Origin of the sequence: Klebsiella sp. X1-16S-Nf21, from assembly GCF_002837615.1 — a bacterium.
Lineage (GTDB): Bacteria > Pseudomonadota > Gammaproteobacteria > Enterobacterales > Enterobacteriaceae > Klebsiella > Klebsiella variicola.
On record NZ_PJDK01000021.1, the window covers coordinates 49,731 to 68,007 of the forward strand.

Genomic DNA, 18,277 nt, shown 5'->3' on the forward strand with positions numbered 1-18,277 from the left:
AATTCAGGATAGTTGCCATCGTTGGCTCAATACAAAACTATCCTGTATCGCTAATTTAGTTCATTGGCCTGACTGAAGTGTACTAAACTGACGGTTGGTTCTCAGTCTTGTCAAACTCAAGTTGTTTCGCAGTTAATAGTGTCAGTTCCCTGTTATTAAGCCACTCGACTAAATGCAAACTCATATCGATACCAGCTGAAATTCCTGCCGAAGTCACGATTTCGTCCTCATCAACCCACCGCACCCGTTCTTTTACGAAAAGCCAGGGGAACATTGCACGCAAATCTGTTACATCGTCCCAGTGCGTTGTGGCCGATTTGCCCTCCATGATCCCGGCGGCTGTCAGTAAAAAAGCACCTGTACATACCGATGCGGTTATCGTCGTAGTTAATGCTTGCTTAGCAATCCACTCAAGCACGTTTTGCTTCTCAAGTTCAGCGCTTACGACCCCACCCGGAACAATCAGGCAATCTATTTCAGGGTGATTTTCCAAAGAAAAATCAGGATCTATTTTCAGTCCAGCCCTTGCACGTACCGGGCTTAACGTCTCACCTACTGTAAAAACATTAAATAGTGGAACATCATCCCGGTTAACTCTGGTGGCACAGGTGAAAACTTCGATGGTGGTGGGGCTATTGCATAAGGCCACACATCACTAAAAGCAGACCTCGCCAGACTGGCTGGCGAGGTGATTTATAATGAGGAAGACTCACCAGCCTGCATAAGGCTGTATTTCTTCACGTGTGACCTTCGGGGCATTCCGTATTGCGAGCGATAGTTTTTCTACCGCGCAGGTTATCTCATCCCGGGTAATAATTAACGGTGGCGTTATTTCCAGCACATTCCCCCCGACATAGTACACCACCATGCCCTCTTTCCATGCCTGATATACGACTTTTTGCGCGAGCGCCCGATCCGGATTTTTGCTGCCGTCAGGAACGACTAACTCGATGCCAATAGCCAGACCATGCCCACGAACATCGCCGATCTCGGGTAAGTCCTTCGCCAGCTCACGCAGAAGTTGAATGAAGTAAAGCCCAGCCTGAGCTGCACGTTCAGGCAGTTCTTCGTGCTGCAGCACACGCAACACAGAACGGCCTACGGCTGTACATATAGGATTTCCTGCGGTGGTAAGCAATGCATGCGCTGCGGGACCACCAAGGATCTCTTTGGGTCCCACAGTTGCAGAAAGCGGCAAACCTCCACCTAACACTTTGCCAAAAGTGACGATTTCCGGAACGATGTTCTCATGCTGGAAGGCGTGCATCAGCCCGGGGCGCCCCAGACCCATTTTGACTTCATCGCATATCAGCGGCACACCCGCCTTTACGCATAATCGATGTAACCCACCTAAAAAATCTTTTGGTGGTACGACCATCCCTCCATCCGACAGGATGGGTTCAACAATCACACAAGCCACATCACCTTGATCGAGTTGTTCTTTAACTTCGTGCAGGCTTGCGCTGACTGCCGCGGAGCCTTCATCATTGGTTCTGAATGGATTTGGATAAGTGGCCAGGTAGAGGTCTGGATCAGCTGCGTTACCTGCCGATATATGCACCCCAGATACTTTCATCGCCAGCCCGATACCTCCGTGATACCCATGCGCAAAAGCCACGACCTTACGTTTTCCGCTGGCGAGCCGGCAGGCGCGAAGCGCCACATCGTTGGCATCGCTACCAGCATGTCCGAGATAGACGCAGCGATCCCCGTTGCCCGGGGTAATTGCCAACAGCTCCTCTGCAAGTCCGACCGAATCCGGGTGTACCGCTGAAAGGCCACCGGCCCCGGATGGATTCTGTGCAGCCCTGGTGATAGCCGCGGTGATTTCCGGGTGACCATGACCCAGTCCTGCCGCGGTCCAGGTGGCTGACAGGTCGAGCAATTCCCGGCCACCTGCTTCAGTTAACCAGCATCCCTTGCCAGCGGTAACGGCTAACGGGAAGAAGCGTAACTTCTCAATTCCAGCTACGGACCTGATGTCTCGCTGATACAAACTGGCTGCTTCGTCAGGAAAGATCTGCTTGCTCATATCCATTCCTTTTGTACTGTCCTGGTTGCCACTTTATCACCTGGGGTTGCAAACTCTGACGCCAGGGACAATCCGATATTTCGTACCAGTTTGGGTGCCGAAATGATGGTGATCAGCCCGGCGATGCACCAGTAAAACGCCACCAGTGCCGGACTAAAGAGCTCTTCCTGGCCTGCCACATTGAAATACAACGACATCACCATAATGACGATGCCCAGTGCTGGCATGATCAGCTCCCATTTACGGATGTTCTGACCCATACGGGCGATAAAATTAATCACACCAATCTCAATCATCAGATAGGCAACCATAAGGCAAACGGAGCCGATGATCGCAAAATAAAAGTATGCATCTATCGCGCTATTACCCGTTCCCATTGCCGGTTTACCACTCAGCCAGGCCACAACATCAACCAGCAGACTGAGAATAAGTATCAGGGTTAAGGCGTTACGAGGTTGATGATTTTTATCTGACATTTTCGCAAAACACGCTGGACCAAACCCATCGCGAGCGAGCGCAAATAACAGACGGCTGGAGGTGGCGGCGGCAGATAAATTTGCCGCGAAGGCAGACATCATGGCGGTAAACAACATCGCTAAGGTAAATGCAGTGCCAACGTATGTTTGTGATAATGTACCCAGGGAGTTCGCTGAATTTTTGAAGGCATTCAGGCCCGATTCACTAAGGCCAAAACCAAGGGTTTGTACATACATCATCCCCACAAACAGCACACCGGTCAGCAGAATGGAACCCAGCAGTGCCAGCGGAATATTGCGCTTGGGGTTTTCTGTCTCTTCCCCGAGGGTGGCACAGGCCTCAAAGCCAGCCCAGGAGAGGAAAGCGGCGACGACGCCAGCCATTACCGCCTGAAAACTGACGCCATTCAAACTGAACAATGAAGCATGTTCAGCCCCTGTCGCCGGTTGATTTACGACAATCACTGCAGCCAGTACCAGCATCAATACAATGCCGAGCCCCTCAATCACCATCAGTACGCGAGCGACCGTCTTTCCATCACGAGAATTCAGGATCCAGCTAAATATCACCCCAACTGTCGCAGTGATAATCCATGGGATCTGAAAACCGGAGGAGGGGAATAATGCGGCCAGAAAAGCATTGGTAAATGCACCGAGTGCCGCAAGTGTGCCAATCGAAAAGAAAAGATACGTCCCCATAATGGCAAAACCGGAAAAGAACCCGGCGCGAGGACCGACAGTTTTTCCGACCAAACCGTAGGCACTACCAGCGTGATTATAAAATCGGGTCAAACGGATAAAACCATAGGCAATTAATGCTACCCCGATCAGACCTAACACAAACACAATCGGCAATGCTTTGCCAACTGAGTCGATTAACCCCTGCGCATTACCTGACATAGCCAGTGTTGGCCCAACCATTCCCAAAGAGAGCGCCAGAGCCTCCCAGAGTTTTAAACTTCGCTTTTTATTTGATGCATGACTCATCTTCATCACCCTCATAAGCGCAATTAATTTGCGAGATGTGTTATGGGTTGCCCCGATGTTGTTCAGACTTAAACCGACCATGCGAAGCGGAATATCTCCGTGATGGTTTCTAACGGTAGATGTCCCCAGGTATCCTGTTCATGCTGACGTACGGCGATCAGCGCGCCCAGTAGCTCCGGAGGTAACATTGACTGCGCCAGTGAGCTTTGCGCGAGACGGGTTAAGGCCTCGCTGTGGTTTGTGATAAGTCGCTGGATATTCTGCTCATTGCGTTCAGCTTCTGAGAGATCGGCTGGAGCAGATTGTGTAGGCTGCGGTAGGGGAAGTTCGTCTTTCAGACCAGCCAGCGCCATCCCAAGCACTGCGCCACAGGCAATGTAGGGGTTGGCAGCAGGATCTATACACTTAACTTCAAGATGTGCGCCATAAGGGTTGCCCCGATTTGCCGCACAGTAACGTACTGCGGCTTCCCTGTTTTCCAGTCCCCAGCAGGCATACGCGCCTGACCAGTGGCCGGGTTGCAGGCGTTCGGCAGACAATACTGACGGGGCAAGTAATGCCACCATTTCCGGCAGATATCGTACGATCCCCGCTATCAGGCTCCCACCCTCAGCGGTAATACCGTAGATACCGGTACCGCCGGCCAGCAGAGGTTGCCCCTCACGTGTAAAGGAGTAATGCAGATGAGCACCGTTACCTGCCTCATTCGCAAATGGCCTTGGGGAGAAACTGACACGTAAATGGTGTTTGCGCGCAATACGGCCCAGTAAAATACGTGTCAGCACCAGGCGATCCACCATTGTCACGGGATCGGCCGGTGCCAGTGAAAGCTCAAACTGGCAGGAGCCATATTCAGCATGAAATTGTTCCAAGCCGACACTCGCTTCCTCAAGCGTTCTGACGAGATCATTGATCATCGACTCATGTGCCAGTAGCCCCCCTATACCGTAAGCGTGCCATCCGCTATGACCCGGTACGTCCTGTTCTGGTAACAAATAGAATTCAAGCTCACCGGCTGCCAGAGTTTCGATGCCCTGTTTTTGCAGTGCTGTGACCTGCTGGCGTAGAAAATGACGGCTGCACCAGGCGGCGTGCTGCCCTTCCTGTTCAAAAACATCCACCGGAGCCCAGCAAAAACCATCCTGAAATGTCACCAGTGAGCTGATATCGGCACGAAGGCGATGATCGCCAACAGCCGTGAATGCCGGGATCCAGGCAATCGCGTTATCGGCGCAGAACAGAGCCCAGGAAGGTGATGCTCCCACCCCTGACTGACAAAGGGTTTTGAGCCGATTTACCGGGACAGATTTGCCTCGGATTACGCCCGCAGAATCGACCAGCGAGGTAAAAAGGGTCGTGACCCCCAGAGCTCTGAGGTTCTCACTTATGTCTTGTAAATCAATGAATTCATCATCGACACGTATAGATTGCTTGCCCATTAAATCGAAAACTCCCGTTATAGTTGGAATAAAAAACACCGCTTGATTATTTTTTATGTATGTTACATATATGGAAAAAAATCAATATGTGTAATATATATTAAATTCGTATGATTCAGACGTAACGCTTGTGGTAATGTTATTTGCCTGAAGTGGAATGAAGGAGAGCCAGGTGCTGGCACAACAGATAAAAGACAACATGGCGGAGCTAAGTCCTGCAGAGCGTAAAATTGCCAGGGCCATGCTGGCTGACTATCCCGGTGCTGGTTTAGGTTCAGTGCAAATGCTGGCCGATCGGGCTGGCGTCAGTCTGCCTTCCGTGGTGCGTTTTGCCCGTCGAATGGGATATGGTGGTTTCGTTGATTTTCAGCAGGCGCTGAGGGATGAAATATCGGAACAGGCTAAAGGCCCTTTACAGCGCCTGGATAACTGGGTAACGACAGAAAGCGCATCGTCGTTGATAGAAGCCGCCATAACATCCTCGACGCTGGCGATACAGTGTTCCTTACGTGACATAGCGGAATATGAGATAGCTGAAGCCACCCGTCTCATCGGTGCTAAAGAACATCATATTATCCTCGGTGGCGGTCGTATCAGCCAGTCTCTGGCAATGTATTTTGGCCGCAACCTGCAACAGGTGAGACGCGGTGTGGAAGTACTCGCCGAAAACCATCACGATCGTATTCAGCAGATCATAGACGTTAATAAAAATGACGTATTCGTGTTGTTCGATTTTCGTCGTTACCAGCAGGATATGTATCAGCTGGCACAGGAGATTGTGGCACGCGGTGCCACACTCATAGCCGTGACGGATACCCAACTTTCCCCCATAGCTTCTCTCGCTAAAGTCGTTCTGGCCATCCATGTCGAAACACCATGGCTTTTTGATGGGTACGCCGCCGGTATTGTCCTTATTGATGCCATTATCGCCAGCATTATGGAAAGCCAGGGTGATAAAACCGTACAGCGCCTGCAGCAGTGGGAAGCTCTTGGCCCCCTATCTTTAAATGCAAAATCCAAATGAGGTAATCGAGACGTGAGCTCCCCTCTTCTTTTTTCAGATGAACCTGCTCCGGTAATGATGGAAAACCAATCGGGCATTTCTCCTTTTTTGATCCTTTGTGACCATGGTGGAAAACGTATCCCCCGCCAGCTTGGCGATTTAGGTTTACCGCAGCATGAAATAGATCGACATATCGGCTGGGATTTGGGCGTACTGGCCGTTTCCCGACATCTTAGCCGTTTACTGAACGCTCCACTGGTGCATCAGATATATTCCCGACTTGTGATCGACTGTAACCGGCAACCAGGTATCCCCAGCTCCATCCCGGAGGTGTCTGAAGCCACTTCCATTCCGGGTAATATCGGCCTGACCCAGCAGGAGCGTGACCAGAGGCGTGACGAAATTTTCACACCTTATCATGATGCTATACGCGCGATACTAACTGAAAGGAAGAAACACGGTATTCCGACCTGTATCCTCGCGATGCACAGCTTTACACCGGTATATCATGGTGAATCGCGGCCATGGGAGATCGGTGTTCTGTACCAGCATCAGGCTGAATATGCTCTTACGGTGCTGGAGCAATTAAAACAAACCCGGCGATGGTGTGTTGGAGATAATCTGCCTTACTCCGTTTCAGATGTGACTGACTATGCTGTTCCTCAGCACGCCAATAAAAATGAACTCCCCTATGTTGAAATAGAAATTCGTCAGGATTTGATTACAGAATCAGAAGGTCAACGGACCTGGGCAGAAGATCTGGCTCAAATATTCGCAGATAGCTGGAACATTCTCACCAGTCAACAATATAAAAAAGAGGCATAACGAATGTTTAAACCGTCCAGCCGTGAGATCCCAATTGAGAAGCAAGCTGCAACGCTGTTATTTATTGATGTACAAAATTACAATGCTCGCCGTGATGGTGGGGAATATGTTGGGATGTCGACAACCGAACTGAGTGAGAGGTTCGGCTACTTCTTTGATATAATTGAACGCGAAACAATTTCTAATATGCAAAAAATCCAGACTGCATGTCGTGCAGGTCAGGTTGAAGTGATGTATACCGTTATAGAAAGTCTGACCAAAGATGGCCGTGACCGCAGCCTGGACTACAAAATTACCGGCTTTAACGTGCCGCGTGATTCCTGGGACGCGCAGGTTCTGGAAGCTATTGCTCCTGCAGATGATGAAATTGTTCTGTCAAAAACCTCTTCCAGCGTATTTATCTCGACCAACATTGATTATGTACTACGTAACCTTGGTACCCGTTATCTTGTGGTTGCGGGTTTTCTTACCGACCAGTGTATTGAAAGCGCAGTACGTGACGCCTGTGATCTGGGATACCTGGTAACCTTAGTGACTGATGCTTGCGCGACACTGTCGGCTGAACGCCATCAAAACTCTCTCAACGCTATAAAAGGTTATTGCAGGCAAATCACTACTCAGGAGTTTCTCAATGAACTCTCCGCTGGATAAGCGGCAGCCTCACGATTATCCGGTACTGTGAAAATTTCTTTGGCCGGAGCCGTGTTTACCGTTATTTTTTGTAAAAGACAGCTGAACGGTTCCGCGCCAGAGAGAATAGTTAAAATGAGCTCAACCAAGATTTAATAAAAATGAATAATCGTAATTCATCCTGAGAATCCAATATAACATTGGTATTAAGACAATTATAATTTTGCTTGTCTGGGATGCAGTAGCGTATTTGACTATTATAAGGGGATTGAGGCCCAATGGAACGAAAACGTACGTTAAGAAGATAATTCGCTATTTATGTTAAAATTTAATACTCTCAGTTCTCCTTTTACAATCTCCTCCGGAAGCGTGAACGTATAATGCCCCAGCATATTGATATGCCCGTGCATCAGTGGGGATAACCGGGCGATATCTTCAACCCCGGTTTCTTCTCCATTACTGCGCATCCAGCTCAGTGCTTCTTGCATATAAAGCGTGTTCCACAGTACCACTGCGTTAGTGACCAGGCCCATTGCACCCAGTTGATCTTCCAGCCCTTCACGATAGCGGAAGACGGCGGCAAGACTGAATATAAAAAGCGGGCCTGGCGCCACAGTCACCTCAGCGGCGTCACTCCGGAGCCCTTCGAACAGGCCTCGTCGTGAGGGCTGAATTTGTCTACAGGCATGGGTTCAGTCCATATCATGACGGGAAGAGACTTTAACACGGTACGTATCGGCGATGAAGTGAAGCACATCACTGAGGCATCATTCTCTTCGCGGGATTGCGTGCTTTGCTGATGGACACTGCCCAGTCTTCTTACACAGCGGATGCCACGCCACAAAAACATACCAGCAGCGGATATGAAGGAGTACGTCTCCACTGACTGCTCTGCATACGGTTAAAAATCTAAAACCATGCTGTTGACACGTGAACATTCTGAGGCGTGAGCTATATATACTGTATATAAATACAGTTTTTATATTTTATGTTATTAACGTCAAAGAGGAATTTATATGGGTATCGAAGATTCAAATCAGGGGCCAGGGTGGCATGATCATGATACACCGTACGGCCCGATTCACAGTTATGACGGCAATACGGGGTCTTCCAGCTATGGAGGAGGCTCGGGCGGAAATGGTGGCAACCGGCATGAAGGGATTACGGACAAAGCCACAATCAATATTGCCTCAACGAAAGATTATAACGGTACATATATGACGATGTGCGTTAATAATCTGAAGGAGCATGAAGGCTTTAAAAACAGCATGTATAAAGATACTGCAGGTAATATTACTGTAGGTATCGGCCATATGCTTTCTACAGCAGAGATGGCGGCGGGATTACCATTTACCCGGACAAAAGTCACTCATGGTCATGGTGACGATATGGAGCATGAAGAAGCCGTTTCTAAGGCAGATATCACCTCGGCATTTAATGCCTTTAAAAAGGACTCAAAAGCTGTACCGGGAAGCCTGCATCTCTCAAATGATGCGGTTATCGGGCAGTGTATAAAAGACGTTCAAACCACGGAGAAAGGTTTGAAGGGTCTTTACTCCGGTTATGATAATTTTCCGAATGAAGGAAAAACCGCGCTGGTTGATATGGGTTTTAATCTTGGTATCAATAAACTGAAAAGCGGCTTCCCTAATTTTAACTCGGCCATTAATCGCGGTGACTGGAACGCTGCGGCGGATGAGTCTCACCGGACGGGTATCGGAGACAAGCGTAATAACGATACCAAAGCACAATTACAGCAGGCAGGCAAAAAGAAATAGTTAACACAAAAGGCGCTCACTGAGCACCTTCATCATCATAACGGGCTGTTTTCATCAAGTCGGGTTATCTTCCAGACACGATTGTTCATATTATCAATGCGATAATATACTTTGTTACTGGCCGTGCCACCAACGGAGTAACCGGTCAGAGCAACAATGTAGAGATGCTCCCCTTCTTTATCAGTGAAAGAATAGTAATCATCCAGAACATAACCGGTTGAGCTGGCAGAGGATTCCATTCTGTCGCCACTGGCCTTCAGGTCCGGGGTATATTCGGTAATCGTTTTACCCGCATAGTGCTGCTCTATGTCTTCATGTTCCTCATGGCTTACGGTATAGGCCGAACTGGCAGGAAAATGCTTCAGCAGTTCACTCAGCGTTGGTTTTGTTTCATTAAACTGGATCATGTTGTGCTCAACCGTATAGGCTTTCAGCCAGCATGAAAATAAAGCATCTTCAGCAATGCGGTAATCAGGATCTGAAAGACCGGGTAAATCTTTCACGGTTTCACCCGCTTTGCGCAGAGAAATAAAATTATTACAGGAAGACACCCGTGCCTGATTATGGTCATTCAAAACCAATGTCAGCGGAGAATCATTAATTTCAAGCTCACCCGCAGCAAATACCGTTGTACTGACAAGTAACGTTGCAGCCATACACAGAAAACGTTTCATAAAACAGCCTCCATAAGCCTCGAAGTATCCTGACCCCTGGATGAAACGAAAGCAAGTGTCCGGTGAGAGATTAATTCCGTTTCCCGACAGTGCCTTTTAGGATCTCCGGTGTAAATGAGAGAAGAAAGGATATGTTTAGCATATATACATGTCTGGCATCTGCATATGCAACACCTATACAATCAGTTTATGCAGGCATATACTAGACATATGTAATCACACATCATGCAGATCAAACCGGAGGAACATCCATGCGCACAGTTTCGATATTTAAAAACGGCAATAACCGCGCCATCCGTCTGCCCCGGGACCTGGATTTTGACGGCGTCAGCGAGCTGGAGATCGTCCGGGAAGGGGACAGCATCATTCTGCGTCCCGTCCGGCCGACCTGGGGCTCGTTCGCGCAGCTGGACAGGGCCGATCCGGACTTTATGGCGGAGCGTGAGGATGTGGTCAGCGATGAAGGACGCTTTGAGCCATGAAGAAAACCTGGATGCTCGACACTAACATCTGCTCGTTCATCATGCGCGAGCAGCCGGCAGCGGTGCTGAAGCGCCTGGAGCAGGCGGTGCTGCGCGGTGATCGCATCGTGGTCTCGGCCGTGACGTATGCCGAGATGCGCTTCGGCGCCACCGGCCCGAAGGCCTCGCCGCGCCATATTCAGCTGGTCGACGCGTTCTGCGCGCGCCTCGATGCCATCCTCCCCTGGGACCGGGCCGCGGTGGACGCCGCGACGGACATTCGGGTGGCGCTGCGCCTCGCCGGGACGCCGATCGGCCCGAACGACACGGCCATTGCCGGCCACGCCATCGCGGCCGGCGCCGTCTTGGTGACGAACAATATGAGAGAGTTTGAGCGGGTGCCGGGTCTGGTGCTGGAAGACTGGGTGAAGTAAGCAGCTCTCTGCAGGGTAATTTCTTGAATTACCCTGCAGGTTATTTCGGCGTGCCGCTTATTATGCCCTTAAGAGTGTAAAGCCTGTCGAACTGGGCATAAGGCTCCCCTGTTTCCGCTGCGTGTCGGAGTTTTGCGTCCAGAAGGTCGGGCAGAGCGATACCATGACTGAGTGAATGGTAGAGATCATAACCACTGACACAGATCACCCGTTTTCCTTTCCCGAAGGCCGTCAGACCTTCATCAGTAAACCCCATCCAGCTGATGAACACGCCCCGGGCCCACTTTGCCTTGGTGCTGAGTTTTCCTTCGAATACGTGCAAATCTGCCGCTGGCGTTCTGTTCTGATGCCACTTAGCTTCCAACAGGTAAAAGTCATCATTCAGCCGGAAGCTGCCGTCAATCTGCTCGCCCGTGTTACGGAATGACGAGCGGGGGGAAAGCTTAAAGATACTGAAAAGTTCTGCAAGCCATGCTTCAAAACGGAAACCCCGCGGATGTGGCGGCAGGGATTTCATCTCGTTCATCTCGGCCATCAGTGAAGGCCAGTCAACACCGTGCCATACCTGTACAGGCCTGTCGCCTTTGGCTGTATCAGCGCACGTATTTTTCAGCCGTGAAATCAGTGCAAGCCAGTCATTGCCGCTTTGTTCGGCCTGCTCAGGCATGGTCTCCATTTTATACCGCCACAGAGCATCAAGAACCCGCAGGGCTGTCTCACGATCCACCTGTTTCAGTAAACATCTTACCCGTTTAGCTTTTGAGGTTCCTTCTTCCTTATAACGTTCATCATCAATATCAATGTTCAGCTCTTCATCAAAAAAAGCCGACAGCGTACGGTTGGAGAAATCGAGTATCCAGCCCGGCTCACTTTCAAAGACGAGATTAAACAGTCTCAGGTCCTGTATTTTCAGTTTCACGCCAGCCTCCAGTTTCTACAAAGTATAACGAGATGCCAATTCAGGAGGTACTGAGTCAATGCCATGCATCAATTTGGGTGGTTCCGATTTTTGGGGTTTCAGGATGTAACGAGCCCGGGAGAAGTTTAATGCGTAATTAGAGATAAATACTAAATATATTTGCATTTTATGCATTAATGCACTTTGCGTAATGTTGTCAGTATATTATTGCTGAAATAGAAACAGTCAAGCGCTGGCAAAAAAACCAGCGAAGCGCTGAAATAGCTCAATGACGGTATACTTCCCACATAAAAATGACGCATGAGTTATTCTCAGAATATTTCATGCGGGATGGCTGGTCCCGCGAAACACTTCCTGTTACATCATAACAGGTTGGTCACCGTCTGATCTATCAGAGATCATCAGAGCAGAAAGAGTACCTCAGTTCGTTAGCGATGGGACTGAAATAGTAACCAGATAAAAAACAGAACGGCAAAACACCATACTCCCTTTAATATCCAGCGATGATATCGGAAAGCTTGTTTCTCTCTGGCATCTGCTTCATGAATTGCGGTTTCTTGATTTTTTTTCATACGTCATCTCCGATGATTTATTATAGTATATATCAACAATTATAAATGTTCATCACCAGTAATGGAACTCCGGAGGATAGTAAGGAATGTTCAGGCAGGAAGCGTTACAACACCGTAATTCTGTATGGAAAGCAAAAGCAATATTGCTGCCAGGAATCCCCTTATGGTGTATCGTTTTAAGCTGCTTCGTCTTTATAACTTTTTTTATCGTTTTCATCATTTCTGGCAGTTATACCAGGCGTATTAATGTGTACGCGGAAGTCACCACCTGGCCCCGTCCAATTTTAATATCAACCAGTCAACAAGGATATGTAGTCAGATCATATGTAAAGGAAGGGCAGAAAATTAGAAAATGGGACCGTCTTTACGAGCTGGATACAAGTAAAACAACCCGATCCGGCGTTGTCAGTGATAACGAATTTAACGAAATAACTTCTCAGTTACATGGAATTGATGAGATCATCCGAAACCTGGAAAAGGGGAGAGACGAAACAATGCAGTCAATTAAAGATCAGAGAAATAAATATAAGGAAGCATACGATATCTCGTCTTCGATTGAACGAACTGCAGAGCAGGGATTACAAAAAATGGAAAACAACATGAGAAATTATGAACAGTACCGGAAAAATGGATTAATCAACAACGATCAGCTAACAAACCAAATGTCGCTCTACTATCAGCAAGAAAATTCAGTCTTGTCCATTAAAAACCAAAATATACAAAATGCATTGCAAATAAAAAATCTTGAGAGAGAAGTTCAGATACAGACTTCAGAATATGACAGCAGAATATATCAGATGAAATTACAGCGCAATGAACTTAAAAAAGAGTTAATAAAATCAGGACTAAATAGTAGCATTATAATAAGATCACCATCAGATGGCATAATCGATACATTGAATGTATCTCAGGGTCAGATTGTTAATGCAGGTGATACTCTGTCCCAGATAATACCGGAGGAAGATAGAAAACTATACTTAATTTTATGGATACCTGACATGGCCATTCCGTATATAAAAAAAGGTGACCACGTCAGAATCCGCTATGACGCTTTTGCATATGAAAAGTTTGGACAATTTAATGGCATCATTCAGTCAATATCTAAGTCTCCTTCTTCGCAACAAGAAATGTTAAGCTATCACTTATTAGATAATATAAAGTTATTCTCTGGCCATGCTTATTACCGAGTCATGGTCACACCTGAAAATGATAGGATATTTTATAACAAGGAAGAAATACATCTGGAGAATGGGATGAGAGCAGAAATAACACTATTCCTAGAAAATCGAAAGATATACCAATGGATGATATCACCACTCTATGATGTGGTAAAAAGTGCTCAGGGTAATATTCATGAAAAGTGAAGTTATCAGTGTATTAAAAAACAAACTTGATTTAGGTTTGAAATCACGTTTTCCTATGATCCACCAAACAGAGTCTTCGGAATGTGGATTGGCATGCCTGGCAATGATATGTGGTTATTATGGTAAGAATATTGATATCTTTACGCTAAGACAAAAATTCAATCTTTCGAGCAGAGGAACTGATTTAGCAAGCTTAAATGATATCGCTGTTAAGATGCATATGTCTACGAGAGCTGTGTCCGTAGAGCTGGATGAGTTACATTCAGTGAAGCTTCCTTGCATATTACACTGGGATTTTAATCATTTTGTTGTATTAACAAAAATTAAGAATGGAAAATTCACAGTTCATGATCCATCAGTCGGGATTGTGAAGGTTGCTAAGAGTGAACTCTCAAAAAAATTCACAGGTATTATTCTGGAAATATGGCCTGACAACAGTTTTTTAAAAGAAAACGTAAAAAATAAAATCAGCCTTAGAGCCATGCTTGAAAATACCCATGGTTTATACAGTGCACTGACGAAAATATTTTTTCTGTCTATCATTATTGAAAGTATAAACTTAGTGATGCCTGTTGCAACCCAACTGGTCATGGATCATGCCATACCGGCAAATGACTCCGGTCTATTAACATTAATTTGTTTCGGCCTTGTTTTCTTTGTGGCACTCAGAACCATTACTGGTCTTATTCGCTCATGGACAGTACTGATTATGTCATCATTTATTAATGCCCAATGGCAAAAGGGATTACTGCAGCATTTACTAAAATTGCCTCTAGAGTATTTTGAACGCCGAAAATTTGGTGATATACAGAGCCGATTTGGTTCCCTGAACACCCTTCAGGAGACGTTTACAACCAGTATTGTCGGTGCAATAATTGACTCCATTATGATCATCGGATTATTGATTATGTTGGTACTCTATGGCGGGTGGCTTACCTGGTTTGTTATCCTTTTTACCTGTCTATATGTATTTATCCGGGTACTAACCTACAACAGATATCGTCAGTTATCTGAAGAATCCTTAATAAAGGATGCAAGAGCTAATTCCTTCTTTATGGAGACACTTTATGGTATTGCCACTGTAAAGGTACAGGGGCTGAATAAACGGAGAGAGGAGAACTGGTTTAATCTTGAAGTTGACTCGATTAATACCGGAATAAAAGTATCCAGATTAAACCTGTTCTTTGGAGGTATTAATACACTGATTGCGACGATGGAGCAGATACTCATCCTCTGGCTTGGAGCCAGTTTAGTGATATCGGGAAATATGACAATTGGCATGTTTGTTGCTTTTAGTTCCTATCGAGGTCAGTTTTCTGATCGAATTGCATCATTTATAGATTTTTTACTCAGACTTCAGATCATGAGCCTTCATAACGAAAGGGTTTCGGATATAGCACTTACTGAAGTTACCCCATTTAAAGATGATATTCCGGTAAAAAATGACATGTGCCCTGTCTCACTGTCGGCAAAGAATATCAGTTATAAATATGATAGTTATGCATCATATACTCTAAGACATCTAAATATAGAGATACAACCTGGTGAGCATGTAGCAATTACAGGTGCTTCCGGGACAGGGAAAACGACGCTATTGAAGGTACTGTGCGGATTATTCCCGACAAGTGAAGGGAATATACTTGTAGATGGTATTGACATAAAAGAATTGGGTATTAACAACTATCAAAAATTAATCGCCTGCGTTTTACAGGATGACAGGCTTTTCTCCGGGACATTAAGGGATAATATCTGTTCCTTTTCTACTCAAATTGATGATAACTGGCTGATTGAGTGTGCCAGATTTGCACAGATACACGATGATATAGAAAGAATGCCGATGGGTTATGATACATTAATCGGAGAGCTGGGTGAAGGTTTATCAGGCGGACAAAAACAGCGTATTTTTATCGCAAGGGCAATTTATAAAAAACCCTCCATTCTCTTCATGGATGAAGCAACCAGTTCTCTGGATCATACAAATGAACAATACATCAACGATGCGATAAAATCGCTGAATATCACACGCATTGTGATCGCGCACAGAAAATCCACTATTAACTCAGCTGATCGCATCATCGCTTTACAGGAGAATTTATAATGCCACGACTTTTCAACTTAAAATATAAAGAACTGTTTGTGTGTTTAGGATTTATTTTTATTGCCTTTGCTTATCCGTGGATATTTCAGACATACCTGATTAACACAGGTATTGTTGGTATTGATATGGTTATCCCCTTAATGTCTTCAGCGATATTGATTACAATCACCCCAGTTTATTTTCAATTTTATAAACACACAAAGGGTTACGGTCTTGGTGAACGGCGTATTGATTTATTTATTGTGTTTATGTCTTTGATTTTATCAGTTCAATTTATGATGTTTCGTTATCAGTCGTCATATGTACAGTCCCCTCCCTTGGATATCAATGTCATTCTAGTTATAAATATCATTGCTGTAATAATATTAGCACCTCTGTATGAGGAAATAATATTCAGAGGTGTTGTTTATGGATTTTTTAAAAATACATTGATGTGTAGCACAATGACTTCCGTAGTTTTAACCTCACTGATATTTTTATCCCTTCACTGGTATTATGATATATTAAGCTTGTTTATCCTGTTTTTTATCTCGGTGATCCTGACATATGCGAGAGTGCTGAGTTACGGAATATTACTTCCTTTTATACTCCACTCATTAATGAATGGCTTTGTTTTATTCTTGCGATTTCAATGACCATTCAGGGGTGCTATAGTTTTCCATCGTTATAACAGCGACCGGAAAAATTATAACTGGCACAGAGATCTATACTTACCACCCTGTGCCTTTTATTTCAGCTACGATTATTTACAGGTACCGCCCACTCCTGAACCACAATTACTTCCGGAGGATTTACCGCTACCACCTCCATTTCCATTCCCGTGAGAAAAACAGCCTCCTGCAAGCGCCCCACCAACCAGGCCCGCCCCCAGACCCAAAACACCGCCAGGAGCACCGGCAATCATGCCGCCAATAATACCATTATTGCAGTTTGTAACATCTTGCCCCAGATTATTGTAATAACCGGTGTTACCTTTGTTACTACTTCCGGTATTTTTATTACTTTTTCCCATATTGGCATCCCGCACATCACCGAAGTGACCAGCGCCTGAAACCCTCTTCATTTCATCAAACGATAAAGTTTTCATAAAAACTCCTTTTACAGTGTGTGGACATTCTCATTTTGGTATAGATCTTTTGTAAAAAAACGTCAAGTATTTTAAACCTGTTAATATTCAGGGGGAGGGAAGATTAATCCTGTATGGCAGGTAATAATAATCTTTCTGTGAATGGATATATTATCCGAAAATCAGTTAGTTACTCCGGTAAGCAATGTTAAGGATCAATCCCGCATGTGAAACCGAGCAGCGACAGGCATCTGAAACCGCAGACAGAGTCGGTCCGGTTCACAGGGAAGTGACATGGACCAGGGCTCGAAAAACTCCTGTATAGCACCCGCGTAGAACCCTAGTTGAAGCTGAAACTTGGTGAAGAACTGGGCGGGTATAACTGGAACAAAGCCGTTTCCGCCGCCATGCAGCCGCTGATGCACTGCCTTGAGGTGACGCTGTGTAACGCCATCGATTACAGTATTCGCCATGCCCGGCTGCCCGGCTGCCCGGCTGCCCGGCGCTGCCGGACACTGGCGAACCGATACCAACTGGATCTTTGATTTACCCCGCTATATCGGTGACAAGACCTGGATACGCCAGAACAAGCGCTACAAAACCGATGCCCGTGGCCAGAAGCTCATGCATCACGGGAAACCGGTTTATGACCGGACAGCCTGGGAGGAAGACTGTATCCGTAAGGTGTCAAAACGTATCCGTGCTGCGGGCAAGGCGCCGACGGCAGAGCGGGTGATCTCCGGGCTGGACTTTGGTTTCTGGACCAATTTTCTGACGAAAAACTACGACGAACCGCGGAACAGCTCGCTCCTGTGGCCCCAGCTGCTCCCGTCAGTGTTCCCAGGAGCCCCGGCCGGCCCCCCCGTCACGTGCTGGAAAAGAAATTTACCCGTATCCGTGATTTGCGTAATCGCCTGGTGCACCATGAAGCAGTCAGGAAATTCCAGGAGGAAGATCCGGTTACCGGTGCGCCGGATTACAACCGCCCGGTATTCGGTCTTCAGGCATCCCTGCAGCTGTTGCGTCGGGCATGGAAAGATATGCTGGAAGCTCTCAGCTGGCTCAGTCCTGCAAGGCATGCTGCGTTTCTGGCAGAAGGGCATCATCTGCGTTTCGAGGTTCTGGCCACGCACGACGGTTTGCTGAGTTTCACCGGACGGGCACACCTGATGCACGATCTGAACGTGCGGCGCAGTAAAGAGATCAGAAAACTATTGCGGGGACTCGGCCAGCAAAAAATCATCCGTCTGACCAGCCGTACCCGGATCATTGCCATTATTGGACCCGATTTTATCCGGACCCTCTGACCTGTCCCCTCCCTTGTGGAAGGGGTTTTTTCACAAAACCGTGAAGGCTGAACGTCTCCCGATCCCGTTTTCAGGGAGGAGATCAAGTTAAAAAGGAGCACACTAAAAGCCTTAGCTCTACAGAGGTTCCTCCTGGTGCTCCCTCGGGAGACTATCTAATGCTGGAGACTAGTGCTTATATTTTTGCGATGAAGCAACCTGGAGGGTATACC

18 protein-coding genes and 1 pseudogene are annotated in these 18,277 nt (G+C 46.7%); 11 read left to right on the plus strand and 8 right to left on the minus strand.

Annotation, left to right across the window (positions count from 1 at the left end; all coding sequences use genetic code 11):
• Positions 1-82 precede the first annotated feature (82 nt).
• The 4 genes from CW267_RS12085 to CW267_RS12100 are packed head-to-tail and all read right to left on the minus strand — an operon-like array spanning position 83 to position 4,934.
• Complete coding sequence (locus CW267_RS12085; RefSeq protein WP_165787437.1) at positions 83-649, minus strand: DJ-1/PfpI family protein; 567 nt, start codon at positions 647-649, stop codon at positions 83-85.
• Between the two features lie 60 nt (positions 650-709).
• A complete protein-coding gene (locus tag CW267_RS12090; RefSeq protein ID WP_100781560.1) occupies positions 710-2,032 on the minus strand; it encodes an aspartate aminotransferase family protein in 1,323 nt (440 codons plus the stop codon).
• The gene (locus tag CW267_RS12095; RefSeq protein WP_227521845.1) at positions 2,029-3,576 is read right to left on the minus strand and encodes an APC family permease; all 1,548 of its coding nucleotides are present in this window, start codon (positions 3,574-3,576) and stop codon (positions 2,029-2,031) included. Before CW267_RS12095 ends, CW267_RS12090 begins: the two co-directional genes overlap by 4 nt.
• Positions 3,564-4,934, minus strand: a complete 1,371-nt coding sequence (locus CW267_RS12100; RefSeq protein ID WP_077273263.1) for a glutamine synthetase family protein — start codon at positions 4,932-4,934, stop codon at positions 3,564-3,566. Before CW267_RS12100 ends, CW267_RS12095 begins: the two co-directional genes overlap by 13 nt.
• 172 nt (positions 4,935-5,106) lie before the next feature.
• Between CW267_RS12100 and CW267_RS12105 the strand changes: the two genes are divergently transcribed.
• Genes CW267_RS12105 through CW267_RS12115 form a run of 3 tightly spaced genes read left to right on the plus strand, consistent with a single transcriptional unit; the run spans position 5,107 to position 7,413 of the window.
• Positions 5,107-5,958 carry a MurR/RpiR family transcriptional regulator gene (locus CW267_RS12105; RefSeq protein ID WP_040217077.1) on the plus strand — a complete coding sequence of 284 codons (852 nt, stop codon included), beginning with the start codon at positions 5,107-5,109 and terminating at the stop codon, positions 5,956-5,958.
• A 12-nt stretch (positions 5,959-5,970) separates the two neighbouring features.
• A complete protein-coding gene (locus CW267_RS12110; protein ID WP_224232596.1) occupies positions 5,971-6,762 on the plus strand; it encodes an N-formylglutamate amidohydrolase in 792 nt (263 codons plus the stop codon).
• A 3-nt stretch (positions 6,763-6,765) separates the two neighbouring features.
• A complete protein-coding gene (locus CW267_RS12115; RefSeq protein WP_075912792.1) occupies positions 6,766-7,413 on the plus strand; it encodes an isochorismatase family cysteine hydrolase in 648 nt (215 codons plus the stop codon).
• A 275-nt stretch (positions 7,414-7,688) separates the two neighbouring features.
• Here CW267_RS12115 and CW267_RS12120 read toward each other — a convergent pair.
• Positions 7,689-7,961, minus strand: a pseudogene (locus CW267_RS12120) (Tn3 family transposase); the annotation flags it as partial.
• Between the two features lie 447 nt (positions 7,962-8,408).
• Here CW267_RS12120 and CW267_RS12125 point away from each other — a divergent pair.
• Positions 8,409-9,170 (plus strand): glycoside hydrolase family protein, encoded by a 762-nt coding sequence (locus tag CW267_RS12125; RefSeq protein WP_100781562.1) that lies wholly within the window; start codon positions 8,409-8,411, stop codon positions 9,168-9,170.
• Positions 9,171-9,205: 35 nt separating this feature from the next.
• On the opposite strand, the gene CW267_RS12130 is transcribed toward CW267_RS12125, so the two are convergent.
• Entirely contained in the window at positions 9,206-9,844 is a 639-nt protein-coding gene (locus CW267_RS12130) for a hypothetical protein (RefSeq protein ID WP_100781563.1), read from the minus strand.
• Positions 9,845-10,095: 251 nt separating this feature from the next.
• Between CW267_RS12130 and vapB the strand changes: the two genes are divergently transcribed.
• Together vapB and CW267_RS12140 are read left to right on the plus strand one after the other, a co-directional pair.
• Positions 10,096-10,326: a type II toxin-antitoxin system VapB family antitoxin gene (vapB, locus tag CW267_RS12135; RefSeq protein WP_001261276.1), complete on the plus strand. Its 231-nt coding sequence runs from the start codon at positions 10,096-10,098 to the stop codon at positions 10,324-10,326.
• The gene (locus tag CW267_RS12140) at positions 10,323-10,739 is read left to right on the plus strand and encodes a type II toxin-antitoxin system VapC family toxin (RefSeq protein WP_100781564.1); all 417 of its coding nucleotides are present in this window, start codon (positions 10,323-10,325) and stop codon (positions 10,737-10,739) included. Before vapB ends, CW267_RS12140 begins: the two co-directional genes overlap by 4 nt.
• A 40-nt stretch (positions 10,740-10,779) precedes the next feature.
• Here CW267_RS12140 and CW267_RS12145 read toward each other — a convergent pair whose 3' ends face one another.
• Positions 10,780-11,658 (minus strand): restriction endonuclease, encoded by an 879-nt coding sequence (locus CW267_RS12145; RefSeq protein ID WP_100781565.1) that lies wholly within the window; start codon positions 11,656-11,658, stop codon positions 10,780-10,782.
• A gap of 658 nt (positions 11,659-12,316) precedes the next feature.
• Between CW267_RS12145 and CW267_RS12150 the strand changes: the two genes are divergently transcribed.
• Genes CW267_RS12150 through CW267_RS12160 form a run of 3 tightly spaced genes read left to right on the plus strand, consistent with a single transcriptional unit; the run spans position 12,317 to position 16,327 of the window.
• Positions 12,317-13,594, plus strand: coding sequence for an HlyD family secretion protein (locus CW267_RS12150; RefSeq protein WP_100781566.1), 1,278 nt, complete (start codon positions 12,317-12,319; stop codon positions 13,592-13,594).
• Positions 13,584-15,692 carry a peptidase domain-containing ABC transporter gene (locus CW267_RS12155; protein WP_100781567.1) on the plus strand — a complete coding sequence of 703 codons (2,109 nt, stop codon included), beginning with the start codon at positions 13,584-13,586 and terminating at the stop codon, positions 15,690-15,692. Before CW267_RS12150 ends, CW267_RS12155 begins: the two co-directional genes overlap by 11 nt.
• Positions 15,692-16,327 carry a CPBP family intramembrane glutamic endopeptidase gene (locus CW267_RS12160; RefSeq protein WP_100781568.1) on the plus strand — a complete coding sequence of 212 codons (636 nt, stop codon included), beginning with the start codon at positions 15,692-15,694 and terminating at the stop codon, positions 16,325-16,327. The genes CW267_RS12155 and CW267_RS12160 overlap by 1 nt, the downstream gene beginning before the upstream one ends.
• 107 nt (positions 16,328-16,434) lie before the next feature.
• Here CW267_RS12160 and CW267_RS12165 read toward each other — a convergent pair whose 3' ends face one another.
• On the minus strand, positions 16,435-16,779 hold the full coding sequence (locus tag CW267_RS12165) for a hypothetical protein (protein WP_012540121.1): 345 nt from the start codon (positions 16,777-16,779) through the stop codon (positions 16,435-16,437).
• Between the two features lie 323 nt (positions 16,780-17,102).
• On the opposite strand from CW267_RS12165, the gene CW267_RS31290 reads away from it, so the two are divergent.
• Both CW267_RS31290 and CW267_RS31295 read left to right on the plus strand, forming a co-directional pair.
• Positions 17,103-17,303, plus strand: coding sequence for a hypothetical protein (locus CW267_RS31290; protein ID WP_227521846.1), 201 nt, complete (start codon positions 17,103-17,105; stop codon positions 17,301-17,303).
• A gap of 324 nt (positions 17,304-17,627) precedes the next feature.
• Entirely contained in the window at positions 17,628-18,065 is a 438-nt protein-coding gene (locus tag CW267_RS31295) for a hypothetical protein (RefSeq protein WP_227521847.1), read from the plus strand.
• Positions 18,066-18,277: the final 212 nt, after the last annotated feature.

Excerpts from the sequence above, each read along its gene's own strand:
- CW267_RS12090 (WP_100781560.1), bottom strand. The coding sequence starts at position 2,032 with ATGAGCAAGCAGATCTTTCCTGACGAAGCAGCCAGTTTGTATCAGCGA.
- CW267_RS12095 (WP_227521845.1), bottom strand. The coding sequence starts at position 3,576 with ATGGTCGGTTTAAGTCTGAACAACATCGGGGCAACCCATAACACATCT.
- CW267_RS12100 (WP_077273263.1), bottom strand. The coding sequence starts at position 4,934 with ATGGGCAAGCAATCTATACGTGTCGATGATGAATTCATTGATTTACAA.
- CW267_RS12115 (WP_075912792.1), top strand. The coding sequence starts at position 6,766 with ATGTTTAAACCGTCCAGCCGTGAGATCCCAATTGAGAAGCAAGCTGCA.
- CW267_RS12125 (WP_100781562.1), top strand. The coding sequence starts at position 8,409 with ATGGGTATCGAAGATTCAAATCAGGGGCCAGGGTGGCATGATCATGAT.
- CW267_RS12130 (WP_100781563.1), bottom strand. The coding sequence starts at position 9,844 with ATGAAACGTTTTCTGTGTATGGCTGCAACGTTACTTGTCAGTACAACG.
- vapB (WP_001261276.1), top strand. The coding sequence starts at position 10,096 with ATGCGCACAGTTTCGATATTTAAAAACGGCAATAACCGCGCCATCCGT.
- CW267_RS12140 (WP_100781564.1), top strand. The coding sequence starts at position 10,323 with ATGAAGAAAACCTGGATGCTCGACACTAACATCTGCTCGTTCATCATG.
- CW267_RS12150 (WP_100781566.1), top strand. The coding sequence starts at position 12,317 with ATGTTCAGGCAGGAAGCGTTACAACACCGTAATTCTGTATGGAAAGCA.
- CW267_RS12155 (WP_100781567.1), top strand. The coding sequence starts at position 13,584 with ATGAAAAGTGAAGTTATCAGTGTATTAAAAAACAAACTTGATTTAGGT.
- CW267_RS12160 (WP_100781568.1), top strand. The coding sequence starts at position 15,692 with ATGCCACGACTTTTCAACTTAAAATATAAAGAACTGTTTGTGTGTTTA.
- CW267_RS12165 (WP_012540121.1), bottom strand. The coding sequence starts at position 16,779 with ATGAAAACTTTATCGTTTGATGAAATGAAGAGGGTTTCAGGCGCTGGT.